We start from the raw sequence: 23,311 nt of genomic DNA, 5'->3' as shown, positions 1-23,311 counted from the left end.
TTCTCCTAATAACAAACGGCGCTGGCGCATCAGTTGCGGCTTGGGAATATGCCAACCAGTGCGATACAGAAGTTCAATGTGAGGTACGGCTGCATATTATTGTGTGGCTGACTGTTGCCCGCGTTCGCGATCGCCTGCGGCGCCATGGTCGTGTCTCCCGCAGTCGTGGCGTATACCGCGCCGACATTCGAGACTGGCTGTGCGAGGTTTGCGCTGCTTGGCGAACCCGTGGTGGCGGTCACGTTTTGCCCTTGCAGAGTATGGAAGTGCGTTGGGATCTCACCCAGTGTCAGTGTATGAGCGGCCTCTCCGCCTTGGGTCCCCACAGCGGAATTGATTGGGCCGGAGTGAAGAGGCGCTCGGCCCTGGAGGTTCGGAAGCTGGAATGTCGTTTGACCGTTGCCGCCATAGTATGTGCCGATCAGCGAAAAGAGCGCGGTGTTCTGCGCGATGGAAAGCAACTGTCCGTTGCAAAACGCCCATCCCTTGGGGGGATAGTTGAAAGAAAAGATGCGAATCTCCGATAGAAATGGCTCCGCCATGGTTCACCTCGATTGTGGATTAGGAAAAAATCGCTTCATATGTCGTCGCCTGCGCCGTCGCGGCGATGGGGACGATGAAGATTTCGATGTCGTTGACACCCGGATGAGAAATCCGGTAGATACGTTGGGGCAGCACGAGGCCGGGCGTTCCCGTGAACGTCAGAACAAATGGCTGGCGTGCGTTCGCCATGGCGACTCCGACGGACTTGACGTCCGATAAAGTGACCTGGGCGGATCCGCCGTCGTCCGTCGCGATGGAAAATTCGGTGTTCAGCAGGGGGGAGAAGTCTTCAGCCGTGGCGTGGCTAAGCAAAATTGTGACAGACATAGTGTAGGCTCCAGCGCGTACATCGTACAGCGAGCATTAGGAAAATGGATCGCCCGGTAAAACGCAGTCACCAGATACAAGCATGGCTGCCCGAGGCGGACATGTCCGCCTTCATTCCGTCGCGCGGCCGCCACGGAGAACGTTGTGGCGGCGCATGGCTATCGGAACAGCGTACACAAACATCGCGATGGATCCTCACATTTGAAAGGGCCCATGCTTCATGCATACTTTGAAAACAATGTCTGTCTACTTTATCACAATTCATTCTCCCTGTCAATATTGCGGGATGGGATTTTGACAGGGAGAATGTGTTATGATCTTGGCGGAAAAGCTCCGTTCAGAGCGATGATGAAGTTTAGCGTCAGATAGGGCTGCATGTTGTCGTGCGCCTGGCTGCTTCCCGCCAGGGAAAGCGAGGCGGCCGCTATGCCGGTATCGGCGGGAGCGGGATTATAGAGCGCGTTGGGCTCGCGGGGACCTGTCGCGGGAATGGCGACAACGGCGCCGTCGGGGGATGACGACGAGGCGGTGGCGTTATTGCCATTCATGACATGCGTATGCGCGCCAAGCTGATCGGGAGTCAGCTCGACGGCGGGGCTTCCGTCGATCTCGCCGATGGCGCGCGGCGTCAGGTTATTTCCATTGCCGTACGCCATCGCCGCGCGCCCGATCAAATTGGGCAGCCCGAATGTCGAGATCCCATCGCCGCCGTAGTACGTTCCGAGCAGCGAGAACAGCGCCGAGTTGGTATTGATCGGCAGGATCTGGCCGTTGCACATCGCCCACCCGTAGGGGGCGTAGCCGAACGGCACAATCCGAATTTCGCCGATGTATTGGTCGGACATATCTTTGACTCCTCTCGTCAATTCTGTGTCGGAAAAATTCCGTAGAGGGCGATCACGTAATTGATGCAAAGCGACGGCATCAGATTGACATGGGGCGCCCCCGCGCACGGGCCGGCGTCGGTTTGCGTGGTCATGGAAACGAGCGCCGGCGGCGGCGTGGGCGGGGCCGGAATCGGCGTGTAAATATCGACGGCCGGGACCGCCAGGAGCGCATTTTCCGGCGATGAGGCGCTGGCGGTCGCGCTGGACGCCGCGAGGGCGTGTCCGTGCGCCGGGACTTCCGTGGCCGTCAGTGAGACTGTCTCGGATCCTCCGGAGCTTGCGATGGGATAATCCGCCGACATATGGATCGGCAGCCTGCCCAGAAGGTTCGGGATATTGAAGTTCTCCTCTCCGTCGCCGCCGTATCTTGTTCCGATCAAGGCGTAGAGAGTGTCGTACTGCGAGATCGGGAGCGATGCGCCATCGCAAATCGCCCATCCGGAGGGGGCGTAGTTGAAGCCGACCAGGCGAATTTCGCCGACATAAGGCTCTGGCATAATGTGATCTCCTCCGATCCTCAGCTGGGGTTAGGATAGACGCCTTGCAGGGCGATGCAGAAGTTCAGCGCCAGGTAAGGCTGCATATTGTTGTGCGCGCCGCCGCTGCCGGCGTTTGCGATCGCCCCAGGCGCCATCTTCGCCGAGAAGTCCGTGTTCGGCGTGTAGACCGGCCCGACTTGCGCGATCGGCGCCGCAAGACCCGCGCCGGCCGGCGATCCCGAAGTCGCCGCAGCCTTCGACGCGAGCAGCGTGTGCGTGTGCTGGGGCATTGTGTTCACGGTCAGCAGGTTGTCCGGTTTGCCGCCGGCCGCGCCCAGAGCGTAGTCGCCACCCATATGAATCGGCGTGCTTCCGCTCAGATTTGGAAGCGCGAACGAATTTGGGGCGGTCCCCCCGTAGGTATTGCCGATCAGCTGATAAAGGAGCGGATTCTGCTGGACCTGCACGATCGCTCCATTGCAGAACGCCCAGCCATTGGGCGGAAAGTTGAAGGAGAAGACGCGTATCTCTGATAAAAACGGCTCAGACATGGGTTGCCTCCGTGGGAGTATGGGGAGCCGGCGTAGAGAGATCGCAATAGTCGCGATTACGTGCGGCGGCGAAGCGCCGCGCCGTGGACTGGCGCGGCGGTATGGCGACATGCATCTGGTCGGCTCCCGGGTTGGAATCGGACAACGGGCGCTCGCGCGTGCGGGGCGCCCGGCAGAACGCAGTCACCAGGGCTAAGCATGGCTGCAGGGGCGCATGTGCCGATGAAGGCAATGCTGCGCTACTTTAGCATACTTTATTGGGGGAGTCAAGAACCATGGACCGATGGGTTCAGGCTCTGGTCACGGCGCCGTCCGCAGCGGCGCGCGCACTTCGACGGGAATGCCGCTTGGACCTTCGCAGACGAAGTAGAGGTTGGGGCCGCCCTGCTGGAGTTCGCGCTTGATCGGGACGCCGTCGGCCTGGAAGCGGGTGTACATCGCTTGGAGTTCTTCCGATTTTTCCAGCACGAAGCCGAGATGGAAGTCGGGCGGATAGACGGGGGCAGGATGATTGCCCAAATTGCTCACCCCAAGGGAGAATCCGATTTCGTCGTCCAGTAACGCGATCTCGTCGCCGCGCGTGTAGGTGCAGCGCAGGCCGAAATGGGTCTCGAAGAATGTCCGCGCGGCGTGAATATCGGAGACTTGCAAATCCAGATGATTGACTTTCATGGCGGTTCCCTCTCGTTTCTGGTAATTCATTATACTAATAGTATAATGAATTATAACGCATAGAGTTCCGCATGTCAAGCTGTTCCCAAACAAATCGCCGGAAGGAACGGCGGGCGAGATGGCGGCGCGGACTTACTTTGTCCGTTTGATCATCCAGCCGGTCGTCACGGGCTGAAGGCCGATCTTCGGATAGTACTCCATCGCCTCGGGTGCGGACAGCAGCACAAGAAGGCTTTCTTCGCCAATGGCGGCGTGGACCTGGTCGACGAGCGCGCGGCCGATGCCTTGATGCTGATAATCTTGATCGACCGCCAGGTCCGAGAGGTAGCAGCACCAGACGAAATCGGTCAGCGCGCGGGCGACGCCGACGAGCTTGTCATCATCCCATGCGGTGATGGTCAGGTTTGCGTGGTCGATCATATGCTGGATCCGTTTCAGATCGCCGGTCGGGCGGCGGATGCCGGATTTGTCGAACAGTTCGGCGAGAGCCTCCGCGCTCAGACCGGCGTTGGTGCGGTAATGGATCGGCATAATAAAAATGTCCTTTGGCGATGATAGGCGCTGCGTCGCCAATATTATACTCAGTTGGAATGGCCACCCATAGCCGGGAACGATATGGGAGAACGGCGATGCCTGACCGCAAAATCTATTGGGCCTGCGCGCTGATTCCGATCGCTAACGCGCTGGTCAGCGCGGGATTCTCCATCGCCTTGCTGCGCAACCGACGTGCGTAATCGGTTTGAAACGTTATGCGTGGTCTACCCTCTGCGCTGAGCCGTTGTCCTTTGCCAATTCGCTTTCCCACTGTTCGACGGTCGGCAGACTGCCTTGCAGCGCCTCGGGCAGCGATTCGGTGAGCTGATATGCCGACACTCCCATCGGCGTGGCCGTATTACGCAGGGCGTACTCCGCGACAACCTGTTTCTTTTCTTTGCAGAGGATCAACCCGATGCTTGGCGCGTCGTCCGGGTGGCGCAAAAGATCGTCCACGGCGGCGAGGTAAAAGCTCATTTTTCCGGCGTATTCCGGCAGAAACTTGCCGCTCTTGAGCTCGATAATCACGTAGCAGCGCAGCCTGACATGATAGAAGAGGAGGTCGAGATAGTCGTCGTCGTCCGCGATTTCCAGGTGATACTGACTCCCAAGAAACGCGAAGCCCGCTCCTAGCTCAATCAGAAATTGGCGGATATGGTCGATCAGCCCCCGCTCGATCTCACGTTCCGCCGCGCCTTGCGCGATGTTGAGAAAATCAAAGTGATAGGGATCCTTGACAAGCTGCCGCGCGAGGTCCGACTGCTCCGGCAGCAGCGCCCGATCGAAATTGGTGACAGCCTTCCCCTGTCGCTTGTATAACCTGCTCTCGATCTGATGGACTAGAACGTTCCGGCTCCAACCTTGTTCGATCGTCTGGCGGGCATACCACAAACGCTCGTCCGATTCCTTAAGTTTCTCGATCAGAACGCAATTGTGGAACCATGGCAATTTTGCAGCAGCTTGCTGCAAAATTACCTCGTCGGGCCACGCCTCTGCGAAAGAACGCATATACCGTAAGTTACGCAGTGATAGTCCATGCATATCCGGAAACTCGCGCCGCAGGTCGTCGGCGAGTTGATGGACCACTTTGGCGCCCCATGCGTTCTCTTTCATACGCAGAGCGATCAATCGTCCAATATTCCAATAAAGTAGAACTAGCTCGCTGTTGACCGCCAGCGCGGCCCGCACCCGCGCCGCGCGGACGCGGGTTTTGATGTCGATCAGAAATTCTTCGTAACCCGCGAACGCTGTGATCGATATTGCTTCGTCGTGTCTCTCCATGCCTAATTCCTTTCCCGTTCGTTTTGCGCGTCTCTCCATTCATTACTCGTATGGCGAAAGGAAATCCGGAAAGGAGTTCGAATAAAATTTCTTAGCGGCGTCAACTGCCCATGCTGCATGGGATAATAAGAGAGAACCGACGCAAAGGGAGCACACTCAATGGATTTGAAAGAACGAGGATTGGTCTTTCTCAATCGCGCGATTCCCGAGGAGATGGCTTCGCGCTACGCCCCGGGATCCATGGCCGATATGCTGATCGCCGGCTATGTGCAAAACGGCGTCGTAGACGCGGAAATCGCGCAATTCGTCGGTATCTGCGCCTTTGAATGTCGCGAGGCCGCTAAGAAGTACAGCAGTAACGAAGCAAAGGCGTACTTTTACGAATGCGCCGACATCCTTGACGCGATCGACGCCCAGACAGCGCCAGGTTAACATGATGTCGCTCATCGAATTCATCGCATTTCCCATTTTCGTGATCGCCGGTGCGGCCGTCGGCATGCGGATTGGCTTGGGACATGGAGTCTTCTGGGCCATTATCGGTGGCGTGGCCGGCGCATTTGGGGGATATGTTGTGTTCGTGGCGGTGGAAATGATGCTGGCGCGCATCCCCATGCCTGATCGAAAGGGGCAAAGGGAGGGGAAGAATAAGAACGATGGAAGCAGTGTCTGATCGTGGAGATAATGAAGCTTTAGACTTTATCCGCAGCCATCCACAGATGTTCCTGGGGCCTCAGATCCCGACTGCGGAATTGCTTGCAGACGCCCTCGCGGACGCCGCGCGTCATTCAGGGAGCCATGTCAGAATTTGTCGCATGGACGATTGGTGGATTGTCACGGCGGAACACGACTGGCTGGCGGCGTTCATGCTTCCCGGCCATCGATCTGTCTTTACGAATGTCATCCGGTTTCCGGAACAATGCGTGAATTGCTGTCGTCCAGAGGCAGTCGTCACCGCTTTTGGGCGAGATGTCGTTACAGCGACGGAAGCCGGCTGGAGTGTGATTGTAGGCGAGGGGATGATGCAGGAAGATAGGGCGCGACTTATGGCGATTCTGCCTCGCTGGCGGCGGCTGGTCGCGTTTCGGATGGGTGAATGAACGTCAACAAAGGGACTTGGGTTTACTGCACTCAGTGGAGATAGTCGTGAAAGACGGCGACGACTTTCGCGTGTCTCAAACGTGTCGCCTGCTCAAGGGCGGTGAGGCCCTCGCTGTCGCGTGCGTGGATGTCCGCGCCACGTTCCAAAAGCAGCCGCACGATTTCGGCGCTTCCCACGTATGCCGCGACTTTCAGTGGCGTGTCCCCAAGTATATTTCTGCCGTTCACATCTGCCCCGGCGTCGAGAAGTGTTCGCACGAGATCGATATGCGCCATATTAATCTCGTCATCCAGATGGCTAATACTATACCGAGCATCTGCTGGTAAGGCATTGTACGCCAGTCGCGCCGTGCGGCGGTTTGCCTCTTCCTCACGCCATGACAGCGTCTTCGCAGCCTGAGAATCCACGGACGGAACCTCAGGCTCGGGCGAAACTTCTGTCATAAGACTCCTTTGAAAATCACGTAAGGTTTGGGCTTAGATCGATCATTGTTGGCCCGGCGGGAGGCCGGGATATGCGCTCTGGGCTGGCGGCGCCGCGTCCTGGGGCGCGGCGTTTTGCGGCGGGGCGGTCATTTCGGGCGGGGCGCCGTTTTGCGGCGGCTCCTGCGCGGCGGGCGCGCTGGGCGCGGCGTTTTGGTCGGGCGCGGCGGGAGCGGGCTGCGCGGGGAGAGATGTCGGCTGGCCCGAGTAGGGCGAGGCTGGGCTCTGGGACTGGGCCGCGGCGGCGTTTGGGTCGGCGGGGGCGGCGCCGGGAGGCGTGGCGGGGCTGGCTGCGGGGGCGCCGGGAACGCGCTGGATGATCACGATCGGACTTCGTGTGTTCATACCGCCGGGAAAGCCGCCGCGATTGAAGGTTTCGCGATTATATTCGCCAGGCGGCCGGCCGTAGATGATCGTCTGCGTCGGCTGTCCGGAAGGCTGGAAGACCGGGCGCGGGGCTTCGGACGCGGGGACTTGCTGTGGCTGCGGCGCGTTTTGGGAGGCGAGAGCGCGGTTGACCAGTTCCTGCTGCTGCCGGCTGGCGCGCACGACCTGGTAGCCGAACGCCCCGAGCAGGATCACGTAGATCGGCAGCGCGATCGCGAAGCTGGAGATCAGCCAGCCCTTCTGCACGAGAAAGAAGCCGTCCACGCCGTTGTCGAACGCCCGGTTGCGCCACGCGATCTCGTTGCCGCGCGCTCCCAGGTAGATCCCAATGCCGAACATCAGAAACGCCGTGGAGAAGAAGACCAGCAGGGCGTAAGTGGGGCCGAAGACAAAGGGTGAGAGCAGGAACAGGATCGCGATCAAATCGTAGATATAGCCGAGGGTGGGGACGCCGTGCGACGCGCACCACATCGGCGGCAGGAAGAACGCGCCCCAGTTCCAGCGCAGTGCGGCCACTTCCGGCGGTACGGTGGCGTTATGTCCCGAGTCGTTGCCGCTGTACGGGCTGTCATAGTCCGGCGTCGGCAGCGGGGAACGCGGAGGATCGATGGGATAGGCGCGCGGCGCGCGGGGGCCGGCGTTCGTTCCGGGACTCGCCGGCGCTCCCGCTGCTGGCGGCCGCGCGCCCGACGTGGACTGCCCGGCCCAGGGCGGCGCCTGGTCGTTAGCGAAGCCGGGAGGCGGAGCCTGCGGCGGCGTTCCAGCGGCGCGACCGGGTGGAGTGTAGGGCGGCGGCGTCTGCGGGGCTGGCGCCGATGCGTCGTTGTCATCGGGATCGAAGATCGGACTGCCGGAGAGATCGAAACGGGCCATGGGCGTCTCCTCGGGACACGCGCGCCGTTTGGGCGCGGCATGGTCGATTTGCCTGCTCACACAATTGCCGTAAGCGGTGTATGGAATTTAGTATAGCATCAAGAAAGGGAGTTTTGGATGAGTGGTGAGAAGCGCCTGACGAATCCATTCGTCAGGCGCGATGTCCGCAGTGGCGGTCGGCGGTTTCTTTTGTACGCCGTCGTTACGCCGCGCGGGCGAGGGATGGGGCAGGCTGAGTATCGCGGTGGAATTCCTTGACCATTTCCTGCAGCTGGCCGGCCATGTCGCTGAGATCCTCCGCGATTCTTCCGACTTCGTTGATGCCCGCGACCTGTTCCTGAACGGTGAGCGAGACCGACTGCGCGCTTTCGGCCACTTCCTCGCAGATCGACTGCAAATGGACGACGACCCCGGCGTTGTCCGCGCCTACGCTTCGGACGGTGGCGACACTGGAGAGGACCTGACTGACGGAGGCGGACATCTGGTCCGCCGACGCCGCCACGCCCGCCACTTCGGCCGAGACCGAGCGGGTCGCCGTCAGGATCTGGCTGAGGGCCGCGCCGGCCTCCCGGCTTTGCACCGCGCCGCTTTCGACTTCGCTCGTGCTTGCCGCCATCGCCGTGACGGCGTCGTCAACGCCCGATCGGATACTGCCGATCAGTGAACCGATCTCCTTGGTCGCGGCGCTGGATCGCTCGGCGAGCTTGCGGACTTCATCGGCGACGACCGCGAAGCCGCGTCCGTGCTCGCCGGCCCGCGCCGCTTCAATCGCGGCGTTCAGGGCCAGAAGGTTAGTCTGCTCGGCGATCTGCCGGATGGTTTCGACGATCGCGCCGATCTCCTGGCTCTTGGCGCCCAGTTCCTTGATCTTGTCCGAGGACGAGAAGACCTGGTCCTGGATCCGCTGCATGCTGTTCATGGTGCGGTTGACGGACTGGCCGCCCTGCTCGGCGACTTCCGTCGCCTGCCGGGTCATCTGCGCCATCTGCCGCGCCGAACGGGCCACTTCCTCGACGGCGGCCGCCGCCGCGCGCATCTGCTCGTCGGCCTGTTCGGCCGCGCTCTGCTGGCGGCGGCTGCCTTCCGACATCTCGGCGCTGGCGCGCTGAGCCTCGCTCGCCGCGTCCACGACGCCAGCGACGATCCGGCCGATCTCATCGGCCGCCGCTCCGGTTTCCTGGGTCGACGCCGACAGGCTGATGCTGGTTGAGGCGACTTTGTCGGCGTTGCCGGTCACGCCGGCGGCCAGAGCGCGCAGGCTGGACACCGTCTGCTCCATCTCCTCTTTCGCGCCGGTCAGCGCCATCGTCCGATCTGTGACGCGGGTTTCCAGTTCTGAGTTCTTCAGGTCGATCGCGCGCCGTCCGCGCCGCAAAATAAAGATAAACGCAACCAGCCCGGCGGTCATTACTGCGGCGCCGGCTTGACCCAGCCAAAGGGCTTCGCGCGCCGCCTTGACGTCTGCGCGAGACCAGAACGCGCTGTCGGGCTGGCCCGCCCAAACGATCCAGTCTCCAGCGCTGTCCGTGATCTTGAGCGGAACGACCTCCGAGTAGAGCAGCTTCGGGTCGGCCGCGCCGCCGTCCACGGACGACTTCGAGGTCTTCCATTGGCCGTCGACATTGGGCTGAGCCACATATCCTTGCTTTCGGTTCAGGAATGCGTGGGATCCGTCCGGCAGCAAGTCGCGCAGAGCGTGGGTCAGGATGACGCCTGAGATGCAGCCCTTCAGCGCGCCGTCTTTTTGATAAAAGGGGACAGAATAGACGAGCCCGGAGCGGTCTTTATCGTCGTGTGTCGCCTTGTCGTAGCGCGAGTTGTCGCATGTGATGACCTCAGGTCCCGAGGCGGCGGGATAGTTGAGTCCTTCGATGGTGTCCTGCCGGCCGTACATATTGCTCATCCACGCCAGCTGCTTCTTCATCAAGCGATATTCGTAGATCTCCGTCTGCTCCATCCCCGCATTGGGATCCTCGGCTTCGTTTTCTTTCTTGATGCGGTCGATGATCAGGTGATCGAACGTGGTGATGGGGATCTCCGTGGCGTGCGTGACGGGGTCGATCTTGTCCGGCTCCAGAGTGCGCGGGACGATATAGACTTCGGACATGGCGACATTGGTGCCCAGGTCATTGTAGATCTCCTGGACCGTAGTCTTGGCGTCGCTATCAAAATGCTTTGCGTGCCGATCGATGGTCTGTACTCCAGGCAGGCGGGCCATTGTCCGCAGCCCCTGATACATCTGCGTGAATGTATTTTCGAGTTTGTGGGAGACTTCCACAGTGTGGTCGTGCGATTCGATGCGGTAATGTTCCCGCGCCGCGCCCAGGTCGGCCTGGTACTTCCAATGGACCAGCATGGTCATGCCGATTCCTACGGTCAAAATGGCGATGTAAACAAAACGACTCATTTGTGCTCCCTCGGGCTTGCCCTTGGCTGCGTAAAACTGTTCAGCATGACGGAATAGCAATGTTCCGCGCCGCTTGTGCCTATTGTCGGAATTCAGGCCCGTAAAAATTAGGTGTTATGTCCAGGTCTCTCGTGCTAAAATAGGCATTATGTCTTGTTCCCCTGTCACGACGCCTCACCGGCGAACACATGCGCTCTGGTTGCCTTTGGCGGTCGGCGCGGCGATGCTGCGCCTGACATCGCCGCTCTTCGCTCAGGACGAGCCGCCCGCTGTCGAAGCGGCGTCGACCACGCTGATGATGCCGTATGGCGGCGTGATCACCGCGCAGGCTTTCTCGCCTGGGGGCCGCACGCTGGCGGTGGGTATGTCGGATGGAACGGCGGCTTTGTACGATTTCCGGACCAAGCGATGGACATTCCATACGAAACGCCTCCAGTCCAGCGGTATTCAAGCCGTCGCTCTGTCGCCGAACGGAGCGCTGCTGGCGGCGTGCGGGGAGGACAATCACGTTTCGATCGCCGATGCGCGCACGGGAGAGATAATACACACTCTTCCCCTTGGGAGCGCCGTCTTATGTCTCGCGTTTTCGCCCGACGGCAAGTCGCTGGCCGCCGGCTGCTCCGAGGCGTCCGGCGCACCATCCTCGTCTGAAGACAAGGATGGTGCGCCGATGGTGCGGATCTGGTCGGTCCCCAGCTTCCATATGCAGCGCAGTTTGAATGTGACCGGGCCGGTTTTCGCCGTTTCTTACTCTGGAGACGGCGCGCGTCTGCTGGCCGCCGCCGACAAATGCGTCGTCTTTGCGCTGCCCGCCGGCAAGAAGATCTGGAGCCATGACAACATCGGCTCTCGGACGGCGGCGATCTCGCCCGACGGTAAAATCGTGGGCGGGGGGAACGGGATCTGGAATGTTGACACCGGGAAAATGCTCGCCGACGCGTTCGCGCAGAACAACTTTTCGGCGTTCAGCCGTTCGGGCTCGGTTTTGATCTGCGGAAGTCAGGAAGACGGAACATCCGTCTACGACGGCCATACCGGCAAGCTGCTGTCCGATCTTCGCATCTTCGAGGATTTCTGCGCGCCCTCGCCGGACGGAGTGCTGCTCGCGGCCGGCTACGGCGGCCGCGAGATCGCGGTCTGCCAAATCGACGAGCCGAAGCTGCGGAAGCTTGCCTACGCGCGCGAGCATCCCACGAAGAAACAGATCGTGCAAAAGAAGCTTCTGGAGGCCGTGCGAAACAACGACCTCGCGAAGGTGAAGAGCAGTCTCGCGCTCGGGGCCGATCCCAATGAGCAAGACACCCAGAACTCGACGCTGTTGGGGCTTGCGGCGTGGAGCGGGAATGCGGCCATCTTCCAAACGCTCGTGGACGGCGGCGCGCGCTTTGCCGTGAACGAACCTCGAATCGTGAGCGAGGTTCTGGAGGGGGCGATCCACAGCGGACAGCTTCCCATGCTCCAATGGCTGCTCGATCACGGCGTGAATGTCGTCCATAACGAGCTGCTTCCGCCAGTCTATCTCGCGGCGGAAGCCGGCGACACGAAGATGATCGCCTTTCTGCTCGACCACGGCGCGGCAATCGACGCCCGCGAGTTCATCCACGGTGCGACCGCGCTGATGGCGGCCGCCGAAAACAAGAAACCGGCCGCTATCCGACTGCTCCTTCAGCGCGGCGCCGATCCGAAGCTGATGACCCTTGCCGATCCCAAAGACGCCGCCTACATCCCGGTCAACGCGCTGACCGTCGCCGTCGAAAGCGACGATCCCGCCACCGTCGCCGCCCTCGCGGGCGCTCTGCCGAACCTCAACGACCCCGCCGCCTTCCATGAGCCTCTCGCCACCCGGGCCATCGGCCCCAAATCCAGCCCCGTCCTGGCCGTTCTTCTCGACAAAGGGTGCGACCCAAACGCCCGGAACACCGACGGAGAAACACCATTGATCACCGCCGCCCGCCTCGGCTTTAAAGATTGCGTCGCCGTCCTCCTCGCCCATCACGCCGACGTCAACGCCAAAGACCACGACGGCAAGACCGCCCTCGACCTGAGCACCGATTCCGAAATCACCAAAATGCTCACCGCCGCTATCCCGAAACCTGGCGAAATCTGAGGCGCGTACGCCATGAGAAATGATGTGATCTGGCCCAGAAGCTGGTGACTATGGTCCTGCCCAAATTCTTGAACTTCGACTGGCCTTTTCCGGCGCGGTCCTCGCGTCTGGCGTTTGGGGCTCCGGCCGCGCCGCCGTCGTATGACCTGCTCGATCACGAGCGGATCGCCGTGGAATCCTTGACGGTCTGCTTGAAACTTGGGGAGGCGGGCGTGACCGCCCTGGCGTTTTCGCCGGATGGAACGATCTTAGCGGTTGGCCTCTCCGATGGAACTGCGGGATTCTATCACCTGAAAAGCCGGAAGTGGGGACTCCGGACCGGGCGCTTTCACGAGGGCGGCGTCCAGGCCATCGCCGTGACGCCTGACGGCAAACTCCTGGTGACTTGCGGCGGCGGCATCATCATTTCCGACGTGCAAACCGGCGCCATTCGCCGGCGACTTGCGGTTGGAGCCAGCGTGGGATGTGTCGCCATCTCACCGGACGGAAAGACGCTTGCCGCCGGTACGGTCAGCCCAAACGAGCTGGCTGACATGGAGGCTGAAGGCGGGGAGGAATCATTCCAAGACGGGGCTGGGAAACCACTCGCTTCCGTATTTCTCTGGTCGCTTCCCAGCTTTCGTCTCCAGCGCAAGCTGATGATCTCCGGGGGCGTGTCTCAGATCAACTTTTCCCAAACCCAGCGCCTGCTGGTCGTTTCGCACCGCGAAGGCGCGGTGTTTTCGCTCACTTCGAGCAAGAAAATCTGGCGCCGGGAAGGAGAGGACGCGCGCGCAGGCTCGATCTCGCCGAATGGCAAGATCGTAGAGTACGACCTGGAATTCTGGGATATTGACGCCGGTAAGCATCTCGCCGGCAGCATTTTACAACACAATCATTCGGCGTTTAGTAACTCAGGTAGGTTGGTGGTCACCGGCAACCGAAATGAGGGGACGTCTGTGTTCGATGGCTCCACAGGGAAGCTCATTGCCGAACTCGACGTCTTCGAAGACTTTGCCGCGCTTTCGCCCGATGGCTCGCTGCTTGCCGGGGGATATCGGGACTTCGGAACCCGTCCGTACCGATTCGACGAAATCTATCTCTATCGCATCGACGAGGCCGCGCTGCGGCGCATTGCCTACGCGCGCGAATATCCTACAAAGAGGCAAATCGCGCAAAAGGATCTTGAAGCGGCGATTTCCGAGGGTGATGTTGTGCGTGTCAAAGCGGCGCTGTCCACAGGCGCCGATCCCAATTTCCCGTATCCTAACCCGATGCACATGGAAACGACTCTTCTGGCCCGAGTGATACAGGACGGGCAGACCGACATTGCTGAGGCGCTTGTGAAGGGCGGCGCGCGCTTTCATCCACACGATCCGGACTTTGCGATCCAGATGCTCTTTAACGCCGTCGAAGGCGGGAGCGTTGCGATGGTCCAATGGTTGCTCGATCGTGGAGTATCGCTTCCAACTGAGTCTGGTCTGCTTCTCCACATGGCAGCCTTGTGCGGACATGCGGGCGTCATTGACTTTTTGCTGGATCATGGCGCGGCGATCGACAATCGCTGGGGTGATCAGGGACAGACCTCGTTGATGTCCGCCGCCATGAGCGGCAGCGCCGACGCGGTTCGTATGCTCCTGGAGCGCGGGGCCAATGCAACGCTCCGAAGCATTGTCAGTCCCGGCGCCGCCGCAGGACAGCCAATGTCCGCACTTGGATATGCAATTAACAGTCGGAATGTCGAGACGATCCAACTGCTGATCGATACATCGCCTGATCTGACCGAGACCGATTTGTTCGCCGCCTTGTCTTACGACATCATCAGAAACGAACGCGGCCCCGAGTTACTCCAATTACTGATCGCCCACGGCGCGGATCCAAATGCGCGTGGAAATGGCGGCGCGCCGCTAATCCGAGCCAGCAAACTTGCCTCCGTGGACTGCGTCGCCGTCCTGCTCGCCCACGGCGCCGACGTCAACATGAAGGACGATGACGGCAAAACCGCTCTCGACTGGAGCACGAACCCAGAAATCACCAAAATGCTCATCGCCGCCATCCCAAAAACTGGCGAGAGCTGAGGCGCATATCCTATGAGAAATGATGCAATCACGCTGGATGAGATTGTAGAGATTGTTCTCAACAGCTCGCTAACCTTTTGGTTAGTTTGTGATTACCGTAGTCGTTTCGTATCCAAAAGCACAGCCGCCGCCTTGCGCGTCAACAACCAATGCCGGACCACGAGGCCAATGACGCCTGGGATTAACGACACCAACGCTCCCCACCAGGTCCAGTAGTGCAGGATGTGATGAAATATGAGGTTGACAACGATCGCGACGAGAAGATGTGATCGTAGTTCCGGCATCAGACTCTTCCACAACATCAAACCGCTCCTTTGAGATATTCCGTCTTGTAATTCCGAGCCCTGGGATTTTAGCTCGGCGCGTGGTGGATCAGGCGGCCACGGCGCGGGACTGTGATTCGATCAGCGCGGCGGCGGTGGCGTGGCCGCGCTCTTTGGCGAATTGCAGCGCGGTCTTCCCATCAATGGCTTTGATCGTGGGATCAGCTCCGGCTTCCAGAAGAAGTCGGACAGCGGCGTCGTGGCCGAAATAGGCTGCCCAGATCAGCCCGGTTCTCCCGTCCGGCGTTGCGTCGTCGATGTGCGCGCCGTGCTTCAGCAATCGAGCCAATGTATCGGCGTACCCCTTCGCGGCGGCGACCGTGAGAGCGGATGAGCCGTCGTATGATTTGATCGATGGGTTTGCGCCGGCGTCCAGCAGCGCTTGGAGCATATCGTGATGGCCCTTGGTCGCGGCCGCGATCAGCGCCGTCGCTCCGGCCTTGCTCACGGAGTCGACGGGCGCTTGGTTCTCCAGCAGCAGCGTGACGATCGATGTGTGTCCAGCGGTGGCGGCGAAAATGAGCGCTGTGGATCCGCTTCGCGTCCTCGCGTCCAGACTGGCTCCCGCCGCCACGAGAAGCCGCGCGGATTCCAGGTGTCCGTGCGAGGCGGCTCGGTGGAGCGCCCGAAACCCATCGACCGGACAGGCGGCGTTCACGGACGCGCCAGCGTTCAGTAAATGACACACGACGTCGGTTCGACCCTTGGCGGCGCTTTCGGCGATCAGCGGAACTCCGAAGTTCAGTGTCAGATTGGGATTGGCGCCGCGCGCGAGAAATATCTCGACATTTTGGGACTCACCCCGCATGGCGCTCTCGTACAGCGCCTTGTCCTGCGGCGAGAGCTTCTTCAAGTAGTCGGGATGTGTCCGCCGCCACCAGCGCCGTCGCATCTTGATCTCGGCTGTGCGTACGCGCGTCGCCAGCATGGACCAGAGTTCGAGGGCGATCAGACGTAAGCCGCCGGCGGCTGGCTCCTTGGCCCGGAGCGCGGCGTCGGTGATCGGCTTGCGGAATCCATAATAGAGATTGCTCACGATCTGATCGGCGAGATAAAGGCAGGCAACCGCCTCGCCGAACCCTGAGGCGCGATGTCCGGATAGCCAGGCCGCGCTCCACAGCGCCGAGAGAAGATACATCGCGGGAATGACGAGCAGCCGCCGGGTAATCGTTAGCGCGTTCGCGCGGGGATCGGCGGCGCGATGCAGGAACAAGCGGACCGCCGAGGCAATGGTCAGCGGCCCAATGACAAGCCCATAGCACACCGATACATCATAAAACGTTTCGAAGAGAGAATGGTACACTCCTGCCGGCCACAAGGACCGCAGCCATCGATTGTGTTCGCTCAGCACCAGGACGACCAGCATGGTTGGATGCACGGAGCCGATGGCTCCAAGTACGGCGGCGAAGTGCGGACTTTTCACGATACTGGTTAAACGCTGCTCCCATGGATTGGATGAAGGCGAATTCATATTGGCGCACATATAGGGACCCTCCCAGATATCACTCTGTGATCGCAAACTTGAGCGTTACGAATAAAATGTCGGGGTCGGGATCGTATCGCGGAGCGCCCATTCGCCCAGTTCTTTGATTTTGTAATCGACGGGATCGTGCAGGGTGTGAGTGCGCAGGTTTCGCCAGTAGCGGTCGAACCCCCAGTGCGCCGACGTGGCGCTGGCGCCCATGACTTCGAACATCCGATTGACGACGTCCAGGCCGTTTTTTGTCGCTGAGACTTTCGCGGCGGCGATCGCGATGGAGGTTTCGCCGCGCTGCTGGGCGGTCAGGCCGTCTCCTAGGTCCCAGGCGCCTTGGAAGATATCGGCGGCGCGATCGGCCAGCAGCCGGGCTCCTTCCAGCGCCAGCCAGAGTTCGCCGTACTGGCGCAGGATGTACGGATCGTCCGATGGCGTCGCGACGCCCGAGGTTGCCCAGGCTTTACCGCGCGTCTGGGTGTAGCGCTTCGCCTCGGCGAACGCGCCCTCGGCAATTCCCAGAAAGACATTGACGAGAATCAATTGCGCGAGACATGGGCGAAGCGAGGCAAAGACGCTCCCCAGCGGTCCAGGAGTGGTCAGAAGATCGCGTGCGTCCACGCGCAAATCCCGAAACTCGACCGTGCCGCTGTCGGTCTGGCGCTGGCCCATATTGTCCCAATCGTGATGGATCGTGATCCCGGCGCGGTCCGACGGCGTCACCGCCACCATCAGTTTCCCGGTTTCGTCGTTTAACGCCGATACGATCAGAATATCCGAATCGGCCGCGCCAGAGCTGAAGCTTTTGACGCCGTTGAGTTTCCATGCATCGCCGTCGGCTTTGGCGACCGTACGGCGGTCGAGCGGATTGAGCGCGTTGCCCCAGAACCATTGCCGGACAACAGTCTCTTCGAACAGCGGCGCCAGTTGCCATTCCGAACCGAAGAGGCGCACGGTGGCGAGCAGGAGATGATGAAACCCGAACACATGCGCGACCGAGCTGTCCGCTTGCGCGATCGTTCGAACCACACGCATCGTCTCCGGCCACGACGCGCCATGCCCGCCGTATTCCTGAGGGATCGACATCGCCAGCAGTCCCGACTCGCGCAGACGGTCTCGCTCGTGCTTCGGCGTTCCCCCGGCTTTGTCGCGCGCGGCCGCGGTTTTCGCAAACTCCTGGGCGAGCTGCTCGGCGATAACACCCCATTCTGGATGATCTGATTCGAAACGTGTCATACATGACAATTAGACACGGACGCGCAAAAATCCTCAGCCTGGGACGGGGAACCTCTCAAAGTTGTCTGACTGTTGAACTTCTCATGAACATCCTCGCCATCTCCGGAAGCCTGCGTCAGGGCTCTTCCAACACGACGCTACTGCATGCGGCCGCCGCGCTCGCGCCCGAGGGCGTAACGATTTCTCTCTACGAGCGCCTCGGCGAAATTCCGCCGTTCAATCCCGATCTGGACGACCATGCGCCTGCTTCCGTTCAGCACTTTCGTGACGCGCTGCGCGACGCCGACGCCGTCTTGATTTGCAGCCCCGAGTACGCGCACGGCGTATCCGGCGTGATGAAGAATGCCCTGGATTGGACGGTCAGCACCGGCGTATTCACCCAAAAGCCCGTCGCCCTGCTCAACGCCGCCCCGTGGGCGACGTTTGCCCACGGTCAGTTAAAAGAAACGATCAAGACAATGGACGCCCATATTGTCGAGCAGGCGTGCGTCGCCGTGCGGATTTTGCCCAAGAATCTGGATGTGTCGGGAATGGTCGCCAGCCCCGAAATCGCGGACACATTACGCGCGGCGCTCGCGGCGCTGATCGGGTAGGAGAAAAGATGTCAATCGATCGTTTTGAGGAGGAATACGGCGCGCCTCTAAGCGAACGGCTCGGATCCCCGGTCTTCTGTGAGTCTGTTCTGAGTGAATCTCTTCCACTAATGTCTCAAGCCTCTCTGCGAGCGGTGCAAGTTCCTCTTGGCTAAGCGTCGCCTCGTTATGGGGTGTGTGGGATAGGAATCCCTGCTGTTTGGACAGGCGATGTGTTCTCTGCAACTTTTCGTTCCTATTGCTGTCAAACCCCGTAAGAATACGATGAAATCAAAATCTATGATTGCGGATCTGGCGAAGTGGGGCGGGAAGGTCGTCGCCTGCGCTGCCGGGCTGATGGCGGCGGATGCGGTTGGGCTGCGCAATCATCGGTGGAATCACGGTCCATCGCTGCATGGGTTTGAGATGTCGCTGTTGGCCGGCGTTGCGATCGTTTGTCTCGTGGAGATGGTCAGCGCTGCTGCGAAGATTGTGGGCGGTTTTGGGGATAAATCATGAGACGAGCGGCGGCGTCGATCGCGGTGGTGGCGGGATGCGTTCTTGCGCTCGCCAGCGCGCCATATCTGGTCGGATTGTCGACGCATCCGCGCGCGCCTCTGCCGCCGATCCCCGCGACGCGCGCTTTTGTGATGTTTCCGGGAAGCCATGGGAGATCTGTGTCCGAGCCGTGGATATCCGATCACGAACTGCTCCACATCGATGGGCTGGGGACTCTGCGCTGTTACGATGTCGATACCCGAATGGACAAACCGCTTCCTGGATTGACGCGGCGAATCGCCAGCGCGCCGGGGGATGAATGCGCGATCAAGGCGTCGCCCGGCGGCGGTTGGGTCGCGTGGGGGAGTGATGTGCGGGGGAGTGAATTTCACACGGCGACGATGAGCGGCGCGGGCCATAAGTCCTGCTCGGGGGATGGTGACGCCGCATCGTATTGGTGCGCGGATGGACGACGGTGGATGCGGATCGTGTCCCCATCACGCGCCGGCGCGGACTGGACAGCGCGTGTGGGCAACGTACAAAGTCCTGGAGACTGCGAGGCGCCGCGAAGATTGGCGCCGTCGATCTCATCGCGGGAGATTTTGCGGGTGGTCTCGGACACTCAGATCGTCGCCAGGACGCGGGATCTCATCGGCCATGCCCCGATCGCGAAGCGCGCCGATATCGCGCAGATCCGGCGGGAGATGCAGAAGCAGCGCCGTGACATCCAGGAAATCACGGTTTGGAGCGTACGCCAGGCGGAGCCGCTGCATTGCTGGACAATCACGCTGCCTGGAAGAGTGGCGCAGGCGGTGGTTTCGCCGCATGGCGAGCGTGTGGCCTGGCTGCTCGACGCGCCGGATGTCAAACGTGACTCCGGTCCGGCCAGCGCTGAGATCACTCTGTGGACCAGCGGCCTCGACGGTCGCGGTCTGCGCGAGATCGGCGTGATCGACTTTCCCCAAAACAGCCCATATCCCGAAGTGAACTGGTCCCCCGACGCCCGGATGCTCAGCTTCACTCAGGGCGGAGCCCTCTGGGTCACGGCGGCGACGTGACGGCGGACGCGATGATCCGGCGTGTCTCCTCCGACGCATCGTAGATACCTTCCGTGAGAATGGTTTCGGAAAGTGCTCCCAGCGTCGCAAGTCGGCTGATCACGCCGCTGCGGCACATTGAGCACATGCCGCGCTCATAAAGCCGCATGAGCGCATCGGAAAATTCGGCGACGGGATTCTCATCAAAAATATCGTAAATTTGAAAGCCCAGCGAGTGAATCTCATCGGCGGCGGTGAGTTGTGAGAGCAGATGCAGTATGGCGGCGCAATCGCCGTGCTGGAAGTTGTAAATCAAGAGACGAACGCCGTCCCACGGAGCGCGTTCGCCACGCATGATCGAAAGGCCGAGAGCGCGAACGCCGGGATCCGTCAGGGCCGACAGGGCGAACGCGGCCGCGTTCGCTACTGTTTCATTATCGCTGCGTGATAGGGCGAAAAGGGGAGCAGGATCGCTGGGAAACTCATATTCTCCAAAGAGATAGAGAAGACGGCAGAGGCGATCTGGATTCTTCTCGGTCAGCAGGTCGGCGGCGAAGCGGTCTGCGGCGGCATCGTCCATTCGCCGCCCACGGCTCGCCCATATGCCGCGCGATTTGAACTTGGGATGGTCCAGCATCGCGTTCAGTTCTTCGTAGGTCGGCTCGGTGCGCTTTGGGCGAGACAGAAGGTCAGACTTCCATCTCTTGCGTCTCTCACGCACGGCGTCGTGATACGCCGTGATTGCCGGATCGAGGGACGAAGCGTCGGCGAGGAACGCCGCCATGGTCTCCGCGCCGAATTGCGTTTCAAGATCGTCGAGCAAATGCACAGCGTCGAGGCAATCCGCGTCCGCGTAGGGTTCGCGAATCCAGCCTCGCACGGCGAACAAATAACCTTCCAGTCCATCAATATCCACCAGGACCTGCGCCATGTATCGAGGATTTTCTCTGGGCGCCTCCGCGAAAATCTCGTACAACTTTTCCCTCGCATCATTGTGCTCAGAGGCGAGTATCCCCGCAAGCTGAAATAATTGCGCGAAGCTGTTCCCGGCGTCCCTGGCGACAAGCGTTTCAAGAATGCGGGGAACATAAAACTCCGGCTCGCCCGTAGCTCGAACCACGTCGGCCATATATAGCGCGCGGTTGTCTTCGCTTTGTTTATCATAAGCCCAGTTCTCGCGGCACGCTTGGAAGATCAAGTCGCGATCCGGCGCAATGGCGCTCGATCGCAGCCAGAGTACGGCGCGGCCCAGTCCTTGGCGCAGTGCGAGTTCAAAGTTCGCCGCGCTTGCGGGCGGCGGGAAGTCTTGCGAAACAAAATCGGTCATAATGCTCTATCGCCGGCGATGGCCGAAGCGATAAACGAACAGAGATGAGGCGGCGTGTCTGAATTTCAAATTACGAAGACCGATGACCGTCTCACACTCCGCCGAACGCGCGAGTCGATCCTGAGCCGATGCGTGAGCGTTCCTCTGCTCATTGCCTGGTCTGTATGGCTGTATCATCGGGATCCGAAAGGGAATAAGATCCAGCCCTTTCCGCACACTCTGGACGGCGCGGCTTCCGCCGTCATGATGGCGGCAGTCATGGGCTTTTTACTGTATGTCTTCTATCAAGTGATGGTCGCGCGATGGCTGATCGTCCTGGATCGCAAAAACGATGCGTTATTCATCGACGGCCGCAAGATCTGCGGATTGAACGACGTGCGCGCCGAGATTGAGCGCTCGCCGTTGCCTTGGACGCCCGTATTCTTTATCCGGCAGTTGCTCGTCCTGCATGTTCCACGCCGCAAAATCCAAATCCGATGGGCGCGGGGCTTTCGACGTGAGGCGGAAGAACTGCAAATTCTCTCCGCCGCGATTGCGGAAATGCTGCCGCGCGACGGCGCGCACCGGCGCCGAGATTGATCGAGTCGGCGAGGCTATTCATGAGCGATTCAGAATTAAGACCACAGCACTATCTTTATCGTGACCGTCATACGGACGAAGATTACGCACGCCTTGCCGCTCAATTTGGGGCGTCGTATATGAGCAGCGCCAAGTGGTTTAAAGTGCTGACCGCGATTGCTCAGTCGCGTCTCCATCTCCAGCGCGCGACGTGGAAGTTTATCGATTCCGATCGTTTGTTTCCGTGGCCGCCGCCCGGCGCGCACGAATTGGAGCTTACCCATCTTGCCGACTGCGGGAGCTTCCCGCCGATCGAATACAAGTGGATCGAATGGATATCGTTTCCTAGAACGTGGAGCGAACTGCCGGATCCAAAGCGCCCGCAGCAGACGGTCAGCGGCGCACAGGATATCGACGCGCTGGCTCGTCTGCTAGATGCGACGGCGCAAACACAATATATCATCGACGACGATGGCCTGACACTGTTCGCGTATCGCCATTAGGAGCCACGCGTTTGATCGAGGAGAAGGATGTCAGAATTGCGAAGTCGGGTCCAAGCGGTAATTGTCGCGGCAGGGTGCGCCATGGCGATGGGGGCGACGCCGGCGATTGCGAAGCTGAGATCGCGTGGGGATCAACCGATGCCTGGAACGAGGCGCTTTCCGGTTCGTCATATTTTGAATGTCTGTAGCGTCACGAACCCGTGGCTCTCCAATCATCAGCTTTTGCATAGCGATGCGCAGGGCGTCCCGCGCTGCTATGACCTTACGACTCGCACGGACCTGCCGGTGCGCAGCCTGGAGAAGTTTACACGCCCCGATCAAGCCATGGATGTCGAATTTTTCAGCGCGTCTCCCCGAGGCGGATGGGTGATGTCCGACGAAGGGGATGGGGAGGAATTTCGGCCAGTGAATGTGGATGGACGCGTCGCGATGTCCAGTCCGGCGTTCGAGGGTTCATGGGCGTTTTGGTGCGCGGGCGGCCATCGATGGCTGCAGATTTACACACCCAAGCAGCCGCGTGACGCCGGCCGGCGCGCAATCCTGCACGATGCGCTCACGCCGCGCCGGCGTTGGCCGGAGTTCGCGCTGCCGCGCGCCATGGCGAGGCTGGACATCTTGCGGGTGGTCACGCCAGAAAAGATCGTCGCCTGGAAACCGGAGGTCACGCTGGGGGCGGCGGGCAACGCGCGGTATCAGCGTGAAACCATGGCCTACCGGCTACCCAACACACTCGTGCGTGTCCGGCGAAGCCGTGTGCAGGAGATCAGCGTGTGGAGTTTGAAGCACGCCGCGCCGCTGCGTCACTGGACCGTCACGCTGCCGGCGAACGTCGGCGCAATCGCGGTGTCTCCGCGCGGCGACCGCATCGCCTGGGTTCTCAATGCGCCGTCGCTATCTCAACACGGACTGCGTCTTGCGCGCGCCGCTCTCTGGGTCAGCGCGCTGGACGGCCGCGATCTGCGGGGACTGGGCGTCGTCGAACTGCGCGCGGACGCGCAGTATCCCAAAATGGACTGGTCCCCGAACGGCAAAAAGCTCAGCTACGTGAAAAACGACGCTCTCTGGGTAACGGCTGTACGATGAGTGACGCGAATCAC

26 protein-coding genes are annotated in these 23,311 nt (G+C 60.7%); 11 read left to right on the top strand and 15 right to left on the bottom strand.

Annotated elements, in window-relative coordinates; genetic code table 11:
• Positions 1 to 29: 29 nt before the first annotated feature.
• The 9 genes from D5261_RS28465 to D5261_RS28425 all read right to left on the bottom strand — a co-directional run bounded on the left by D5261_RS28465 (position 30) and on the right by D5261_RS28425 (position 5,274).
• Positions 30 to 542, bottom strand: coding sequence for a phage tail protein (locus D5261_RS28465; RefSeq protein WP_119323089.1), 513 nt, complete (start codon positions 540 to 542; stop codon positions 30 to 32).
• A gap of 19 nt (positions 543 to 561) precedes the next feature.
• Positions 562 to 870, bottom strand: coding sequence for a DUF6916 family protein (locus tag D5261_RS28460; protein WP_119323090.1), 309 nt, complete (start codon positions 868 to 870; stop codon positions 562 to 564).
• A gap of 311 nt (positions 871 to 1,181) precedes the next feature.
• Positions 1,182 to 1,715 (bottom strand): phage tail protein, encoded by a 534-nt coding sequence (locus D5261_RS28455; protein WP_119323091.1) that lies wholly within the window; start codon positions 1,713 to 1,715, stop codon positions 1,182 to 1,184.
• A gap of 17 nt (positions 1,716 to 1,732) precedes the next feature.
• Positions 1,733 to 2,254, bottom strand: a complete 522-nt coding sequence (locus tag D5261_RS28450) for a phage tail protein (RefSeq protein WP_119323092.1) — start codon at positions 2,252 to 2,254, stop codon at positions 1,733 to 1,735.
• A gap of 20 nt (positions 2,255 to 2,274) precedes the next feature.
• On the bottom strand, positions 2,275 to 2,787 hold the full coding sequence (locus tag D5261_RS28445; RefSeq protein WP_119323093.1) for a phage tail protein: 513 nt from the start codon (positions 2,785 to 2,787) through the stop codon (positions 2,275 to 2,277).
• The gene (locus D5261_RS28440; RefSeq protein ID WP_301002300.1) at positions 2,780 to 2,932 is read right to left on the bottom strand and encodes a hypothetical protein; all 153 of its coding nucleotides are present in this window, start codon (positions 2,930 to 2,932) and stop codon (positions 2,780 to 2,782) included. Before D5261_RS28440 ends, D5261_RS28445 begins: the two co-directional genes overlap by 8 nt.
• Before the next feature lie 155 nt (positions 2,933 to 3,087).
• On the bottom strand, positions 3,088 to 3,459 hold the full coding sequence (locus tag D5261_RS28435) for a VOC family protein (protein ID WP_165864413.1): 372 nt from the start codon (positions 3,457 to 3,459) through the stop codon (positions 3,088 to 3,090).
• Between the two features lie 132 nt (positions 3,460 to 3,591).
• Complete coding sequence (locus D5261_RS28430; RefSeq protein ID WP_119323184.1) at positions 3,592 to 3,990, bottom strand: GNAT family N-acetyltransferase; 399 nt, start codon at positions 3,988 to 3,990, stop codon at positions 3,592 to 3,594.
• A 216-nt stretch (positions 3,991 to 4,206) separates the two neighbouring features.
• Entirely contained in the window at positions 4,207 to 5,274 is a 1,068-nt protein-coding gene (locus tag D5261_RS28425; RefSeq protein ID WP_119323095.1) for a PDDEXK nuclease domain-containing protein, read from the bottom strand.
• Positions 5,275 to 5,433: 159 nt separating this feature from the next.
• Between D5261_RS28425 and D5261_RS28420 the strand changes: the two genes are divergently transcribed.
• Genes D5261_RS28420 through D5261_RS28410 form a run of 3 tightly spaced genes read left to right on the top strand, consistent with a single transcriptional unit; the run spans position 5,434 to position 6,371 of the window.
• On the top strand, positions 5,434 to 5,706 hold the full coding sequence (locus D5261_RS28420) for a hypothetical protein (RefSeq protein ID WP_119323096.1): 273 nt from the start codon (positions 5,434 to 5,436) through the stop codon (positions 5,704 to 5,706).
• A 1-nt stretch (position 5,707) separates the two neighbouring features.
• Positions 5,708 to 5,944: a hypothetical protein gene (locus tag D5261_RS28415; protein WP_119323097.1), complete on the top strand. Its 237-nt coding sequence runs from the start codon at positions 5,708 to 5,710 to the stop codon at positions 5,942 to 5,944.
• Positions 5,928 to 6,371 (top strand): hypothetical protein, encoded by a 444-nt coding sequence (locus D5261_RS28410; RefSeq protein ID WP_119323098.1) that lies wholly within the window; start codon positions 5,928 to 5,930, stop codon positions 6,369 to 6,371. The genes D5261_RS28415 and D5261_RS28410 overlap by 17 nt, the downstream gene beginning before the upstream one ends.
• A gap of 31 nt (positions 6,372 to 6,402) precedes the next feature.
• On the opposite strand, the gene D5261_RS28405 is transcribed toward D5261_RS28410, so the two are convergent.
• The 3 genes from D5261_RS28405 to D5261_RS28395 form a co-directional block, all read right to left on the bottom strand.
• On the bottom strand, positions 6,403 to 6,816 hold the full coding sequence (locus D5261_RS28405; RefSeq protein WP_119323099.1) for an ankyrin repeat domain-containing protein: 414 nt from the start codon (positions 6,814 to 6,816) through the stop codon (positions 6,403 to 6,405).
• A 42-nt stretch (positions 6,817 to 6,858) separates the two neighbouring features.
• The gene (locus D5261_RS28400; RefSeq protein ID WP_119323100.1) at positions 6,859 to 8,115 is read right to left on the bottom strand and encodes a hypothetical protein; all 1,257 of its coding nucleotides are present in this window, start codon (positions 8,113 to 8,115) and stop codon (positions 6,859 to 6,861) included.
• Positions 8,116 to 8,317: 202 nt separating this feature from the next.
• Complete coding sequence (locus tag D5261_RS28395) at positions 8,318 to 10,522, bottom strand: methyl-accepting chemotaxis protein (protein WP_119323101.1); 2,205 nt, start codon at positions 10,520 to 10,522, stop codon at positions 8,318 to 8,320.
• Between the two features lie 148 nt (positions 10,523 to 10,670).
• Between D5261_RS28395 and D5261_RS28390 the strand changes: the two genes are divergently transcribed.
• Positions 10,671 to 12,629: an ankyrin repeat domain-containing protein gene (locus D5261_RS28390; RefSeq protein ID WP_119323102.1), complete on the top strand. Its 1,959-nt coding sequence runs from the start codon at positions 10,671 to 10,673 to the stop codon at positions 12,627 to 12,629.
• A 50-nt stretch (positions 12,630 to 12,679) separates the two neighbouring features.
• Positions 12,680 to 14,686, top strand: coding sequence for an ankyrin repeat domain-containing protein (locus D5261_RS28385; RefSeq protein ID WP_119323103.1), 2,007 nt, complete (start codon positions 12,680 to 12,682; stop codon positions 14,684 to 14,686).
• Between the two features lie 372 nt (positions 14,687 to 15,058).
• Here the strand turns inward: D5261_RS28385 and D5261_RS28380 are convergent, their stop codons facing one another.
• Together D5261_RS28380 and D5261_RS28375 are read right to left on the bottom strand one after the other, a co-directional pair.
• Positions 15,059 to 16,480 (bottom strand): ankyrin repeat domain-containing protein, encoded by a 1,422-nt coding sequence (locus D5261_RS28380; RefSeq protein WP_165864415.1) that lies wholly within the window; start codon positions 16,478 to 16,480, stop codon positions 15,059 to 15,061.
• Between the two features lie 57 nt (positions 16,481 to 16,537).
• Complete coding sequence (locus D5261_RS28375) at positions 16,538 to 17,728, bottom strand: acyl-CoA dehydrogenase family protein (protein WP_435792405.1); 1,191 nt, start codon at positions 17,726 to 17,728, stop codon at positions 16,538 to 16,540.
• Between the two features lie 74 nt (positions 17,729 to 17,802).
• On the opposite strand from D5261_RS28375, the gene D5261_RS28370 reads away from it, so the two are divergent.
• The 3 genes from D5261_RS28370 (at position 17,803) to D5261_RS28360 (ending at position 19,847) form a co-directional block, all read left to right on the top strand.
• Positions 17,803 to 18,312 carry an NADPH-dependent FMN reductase gene (locus D5261_RS28370; RefSeq protein ID WP_119323107.1) on the top strand — a complete coding sequence of 170 codons (510 nt, stop codon included), beginning with the start codon at positions 17,803 to 17,805 and terminating at the stop codon, positions 18,310 to 18,312.
• A gap of 264 nt (positions 18,313 to 18,576) precedes the next feature.
• On the top strand, positions 18,577 to 18,810 hold the full coding sequence (locus D5261_RS28365; RefSeq protein WP_125206154.1) for a hypothetical protein: 234 nt from the start codon (positions 18,577 to 18,579) through the stop codon (positions 18,808 to 18,810).
• The gene (locus D5261_RS28360) at positions 18,807 to 19,847 is read left to right on the top strand and encodes a hypothetical protein (protein WP_119323109.1); all 1,041 of its coding nucleotides are present in this window, start codon (positions 18,807 to 18,809) and stop codon (positions 19,845 to 19,847) included. Before D5261_RS28365 ends, D5261_RS28360 begins: the two co-directional genes overlap by 4 nt.
• On the opposite strand, the gene D5261_RS28355 is transcribed toward D5261_RS28360, so the two are convergent.
• Positions 19,831 to 21,153: a hypothetical protein gene (locus tag D5261_RS28355; protein ID WP_119323110.1), complete on the bottom strand. Its 1,323-nt coding sequence runs from the start codon at positions 21,151 to 21,153 to the stop codon at positions 19,831 to 19,833. The genes D5261_RS28360 and D5261_RS28355 overlap by 17 nt on opposite strands.
• A gap of 54 nt (positions 21,154 to 21,207) precedes the next feature.
• On the opposite strand from D5261_RS28355, the gene D5261_RS28350 reads away from it, so the two are divergent.
• Genes D5261_RS28350 through D5261_RS28340 form a run of 3 tightly spaced genes read left to right on the top strand, consistent with a single transcriptional unit; the run spans position 21,208 to position 23,297 of the window.
• A complete protein-coding gene (locus D5261_RS28350) occupies positions 21,208 to 21,732 on the top strand; it encodes a hypothetical protein (RefSeq protein WP_119323111.1) in 525 nt (174 codons plus the stop codon).
• 20 nt (positions 21,733 to 21,752) lie between these two features.
• Positions 21,753 to 22,214, top strand: a complete 462-nt coding sequence (locus D5261_RS28345; RefSeq protein ID WP_125206155.1) for a hypothetical protein — start codon at positions 21,753 to 21,755, stop codon at positions 22,212 to 22,214.
• Positions 22,215 to 22,241: 27 nt separating this feature from the next.
• Positions 22,242 to 23,297: a hypothetical protein gene (locus tag D5261_RS28340; RefSeq protein WP_125206156.1), complete on the top strand. Its 1,056-nt coding sequence runs from the start codon at positions 22,242 to 22,244 to the stop codon at positions 23,295 to 23,297.
• Positions 23,298 to 23,311 lie beyond the last annotated feature (14 nt).

This window comes from Capsulimonas corticalis, assembly GCF_003574315.2.
Classification (GTDB): domain Bacteria; phylum Armatimonadota; class Armatimonadia; order Armatimonadales; family Capsulimonadaceae; genus Capsulimonas; species Capsulimonas corticalis.
This window is presented reverse-complemented; position numbering and strand designations above follow the sequence as displayed.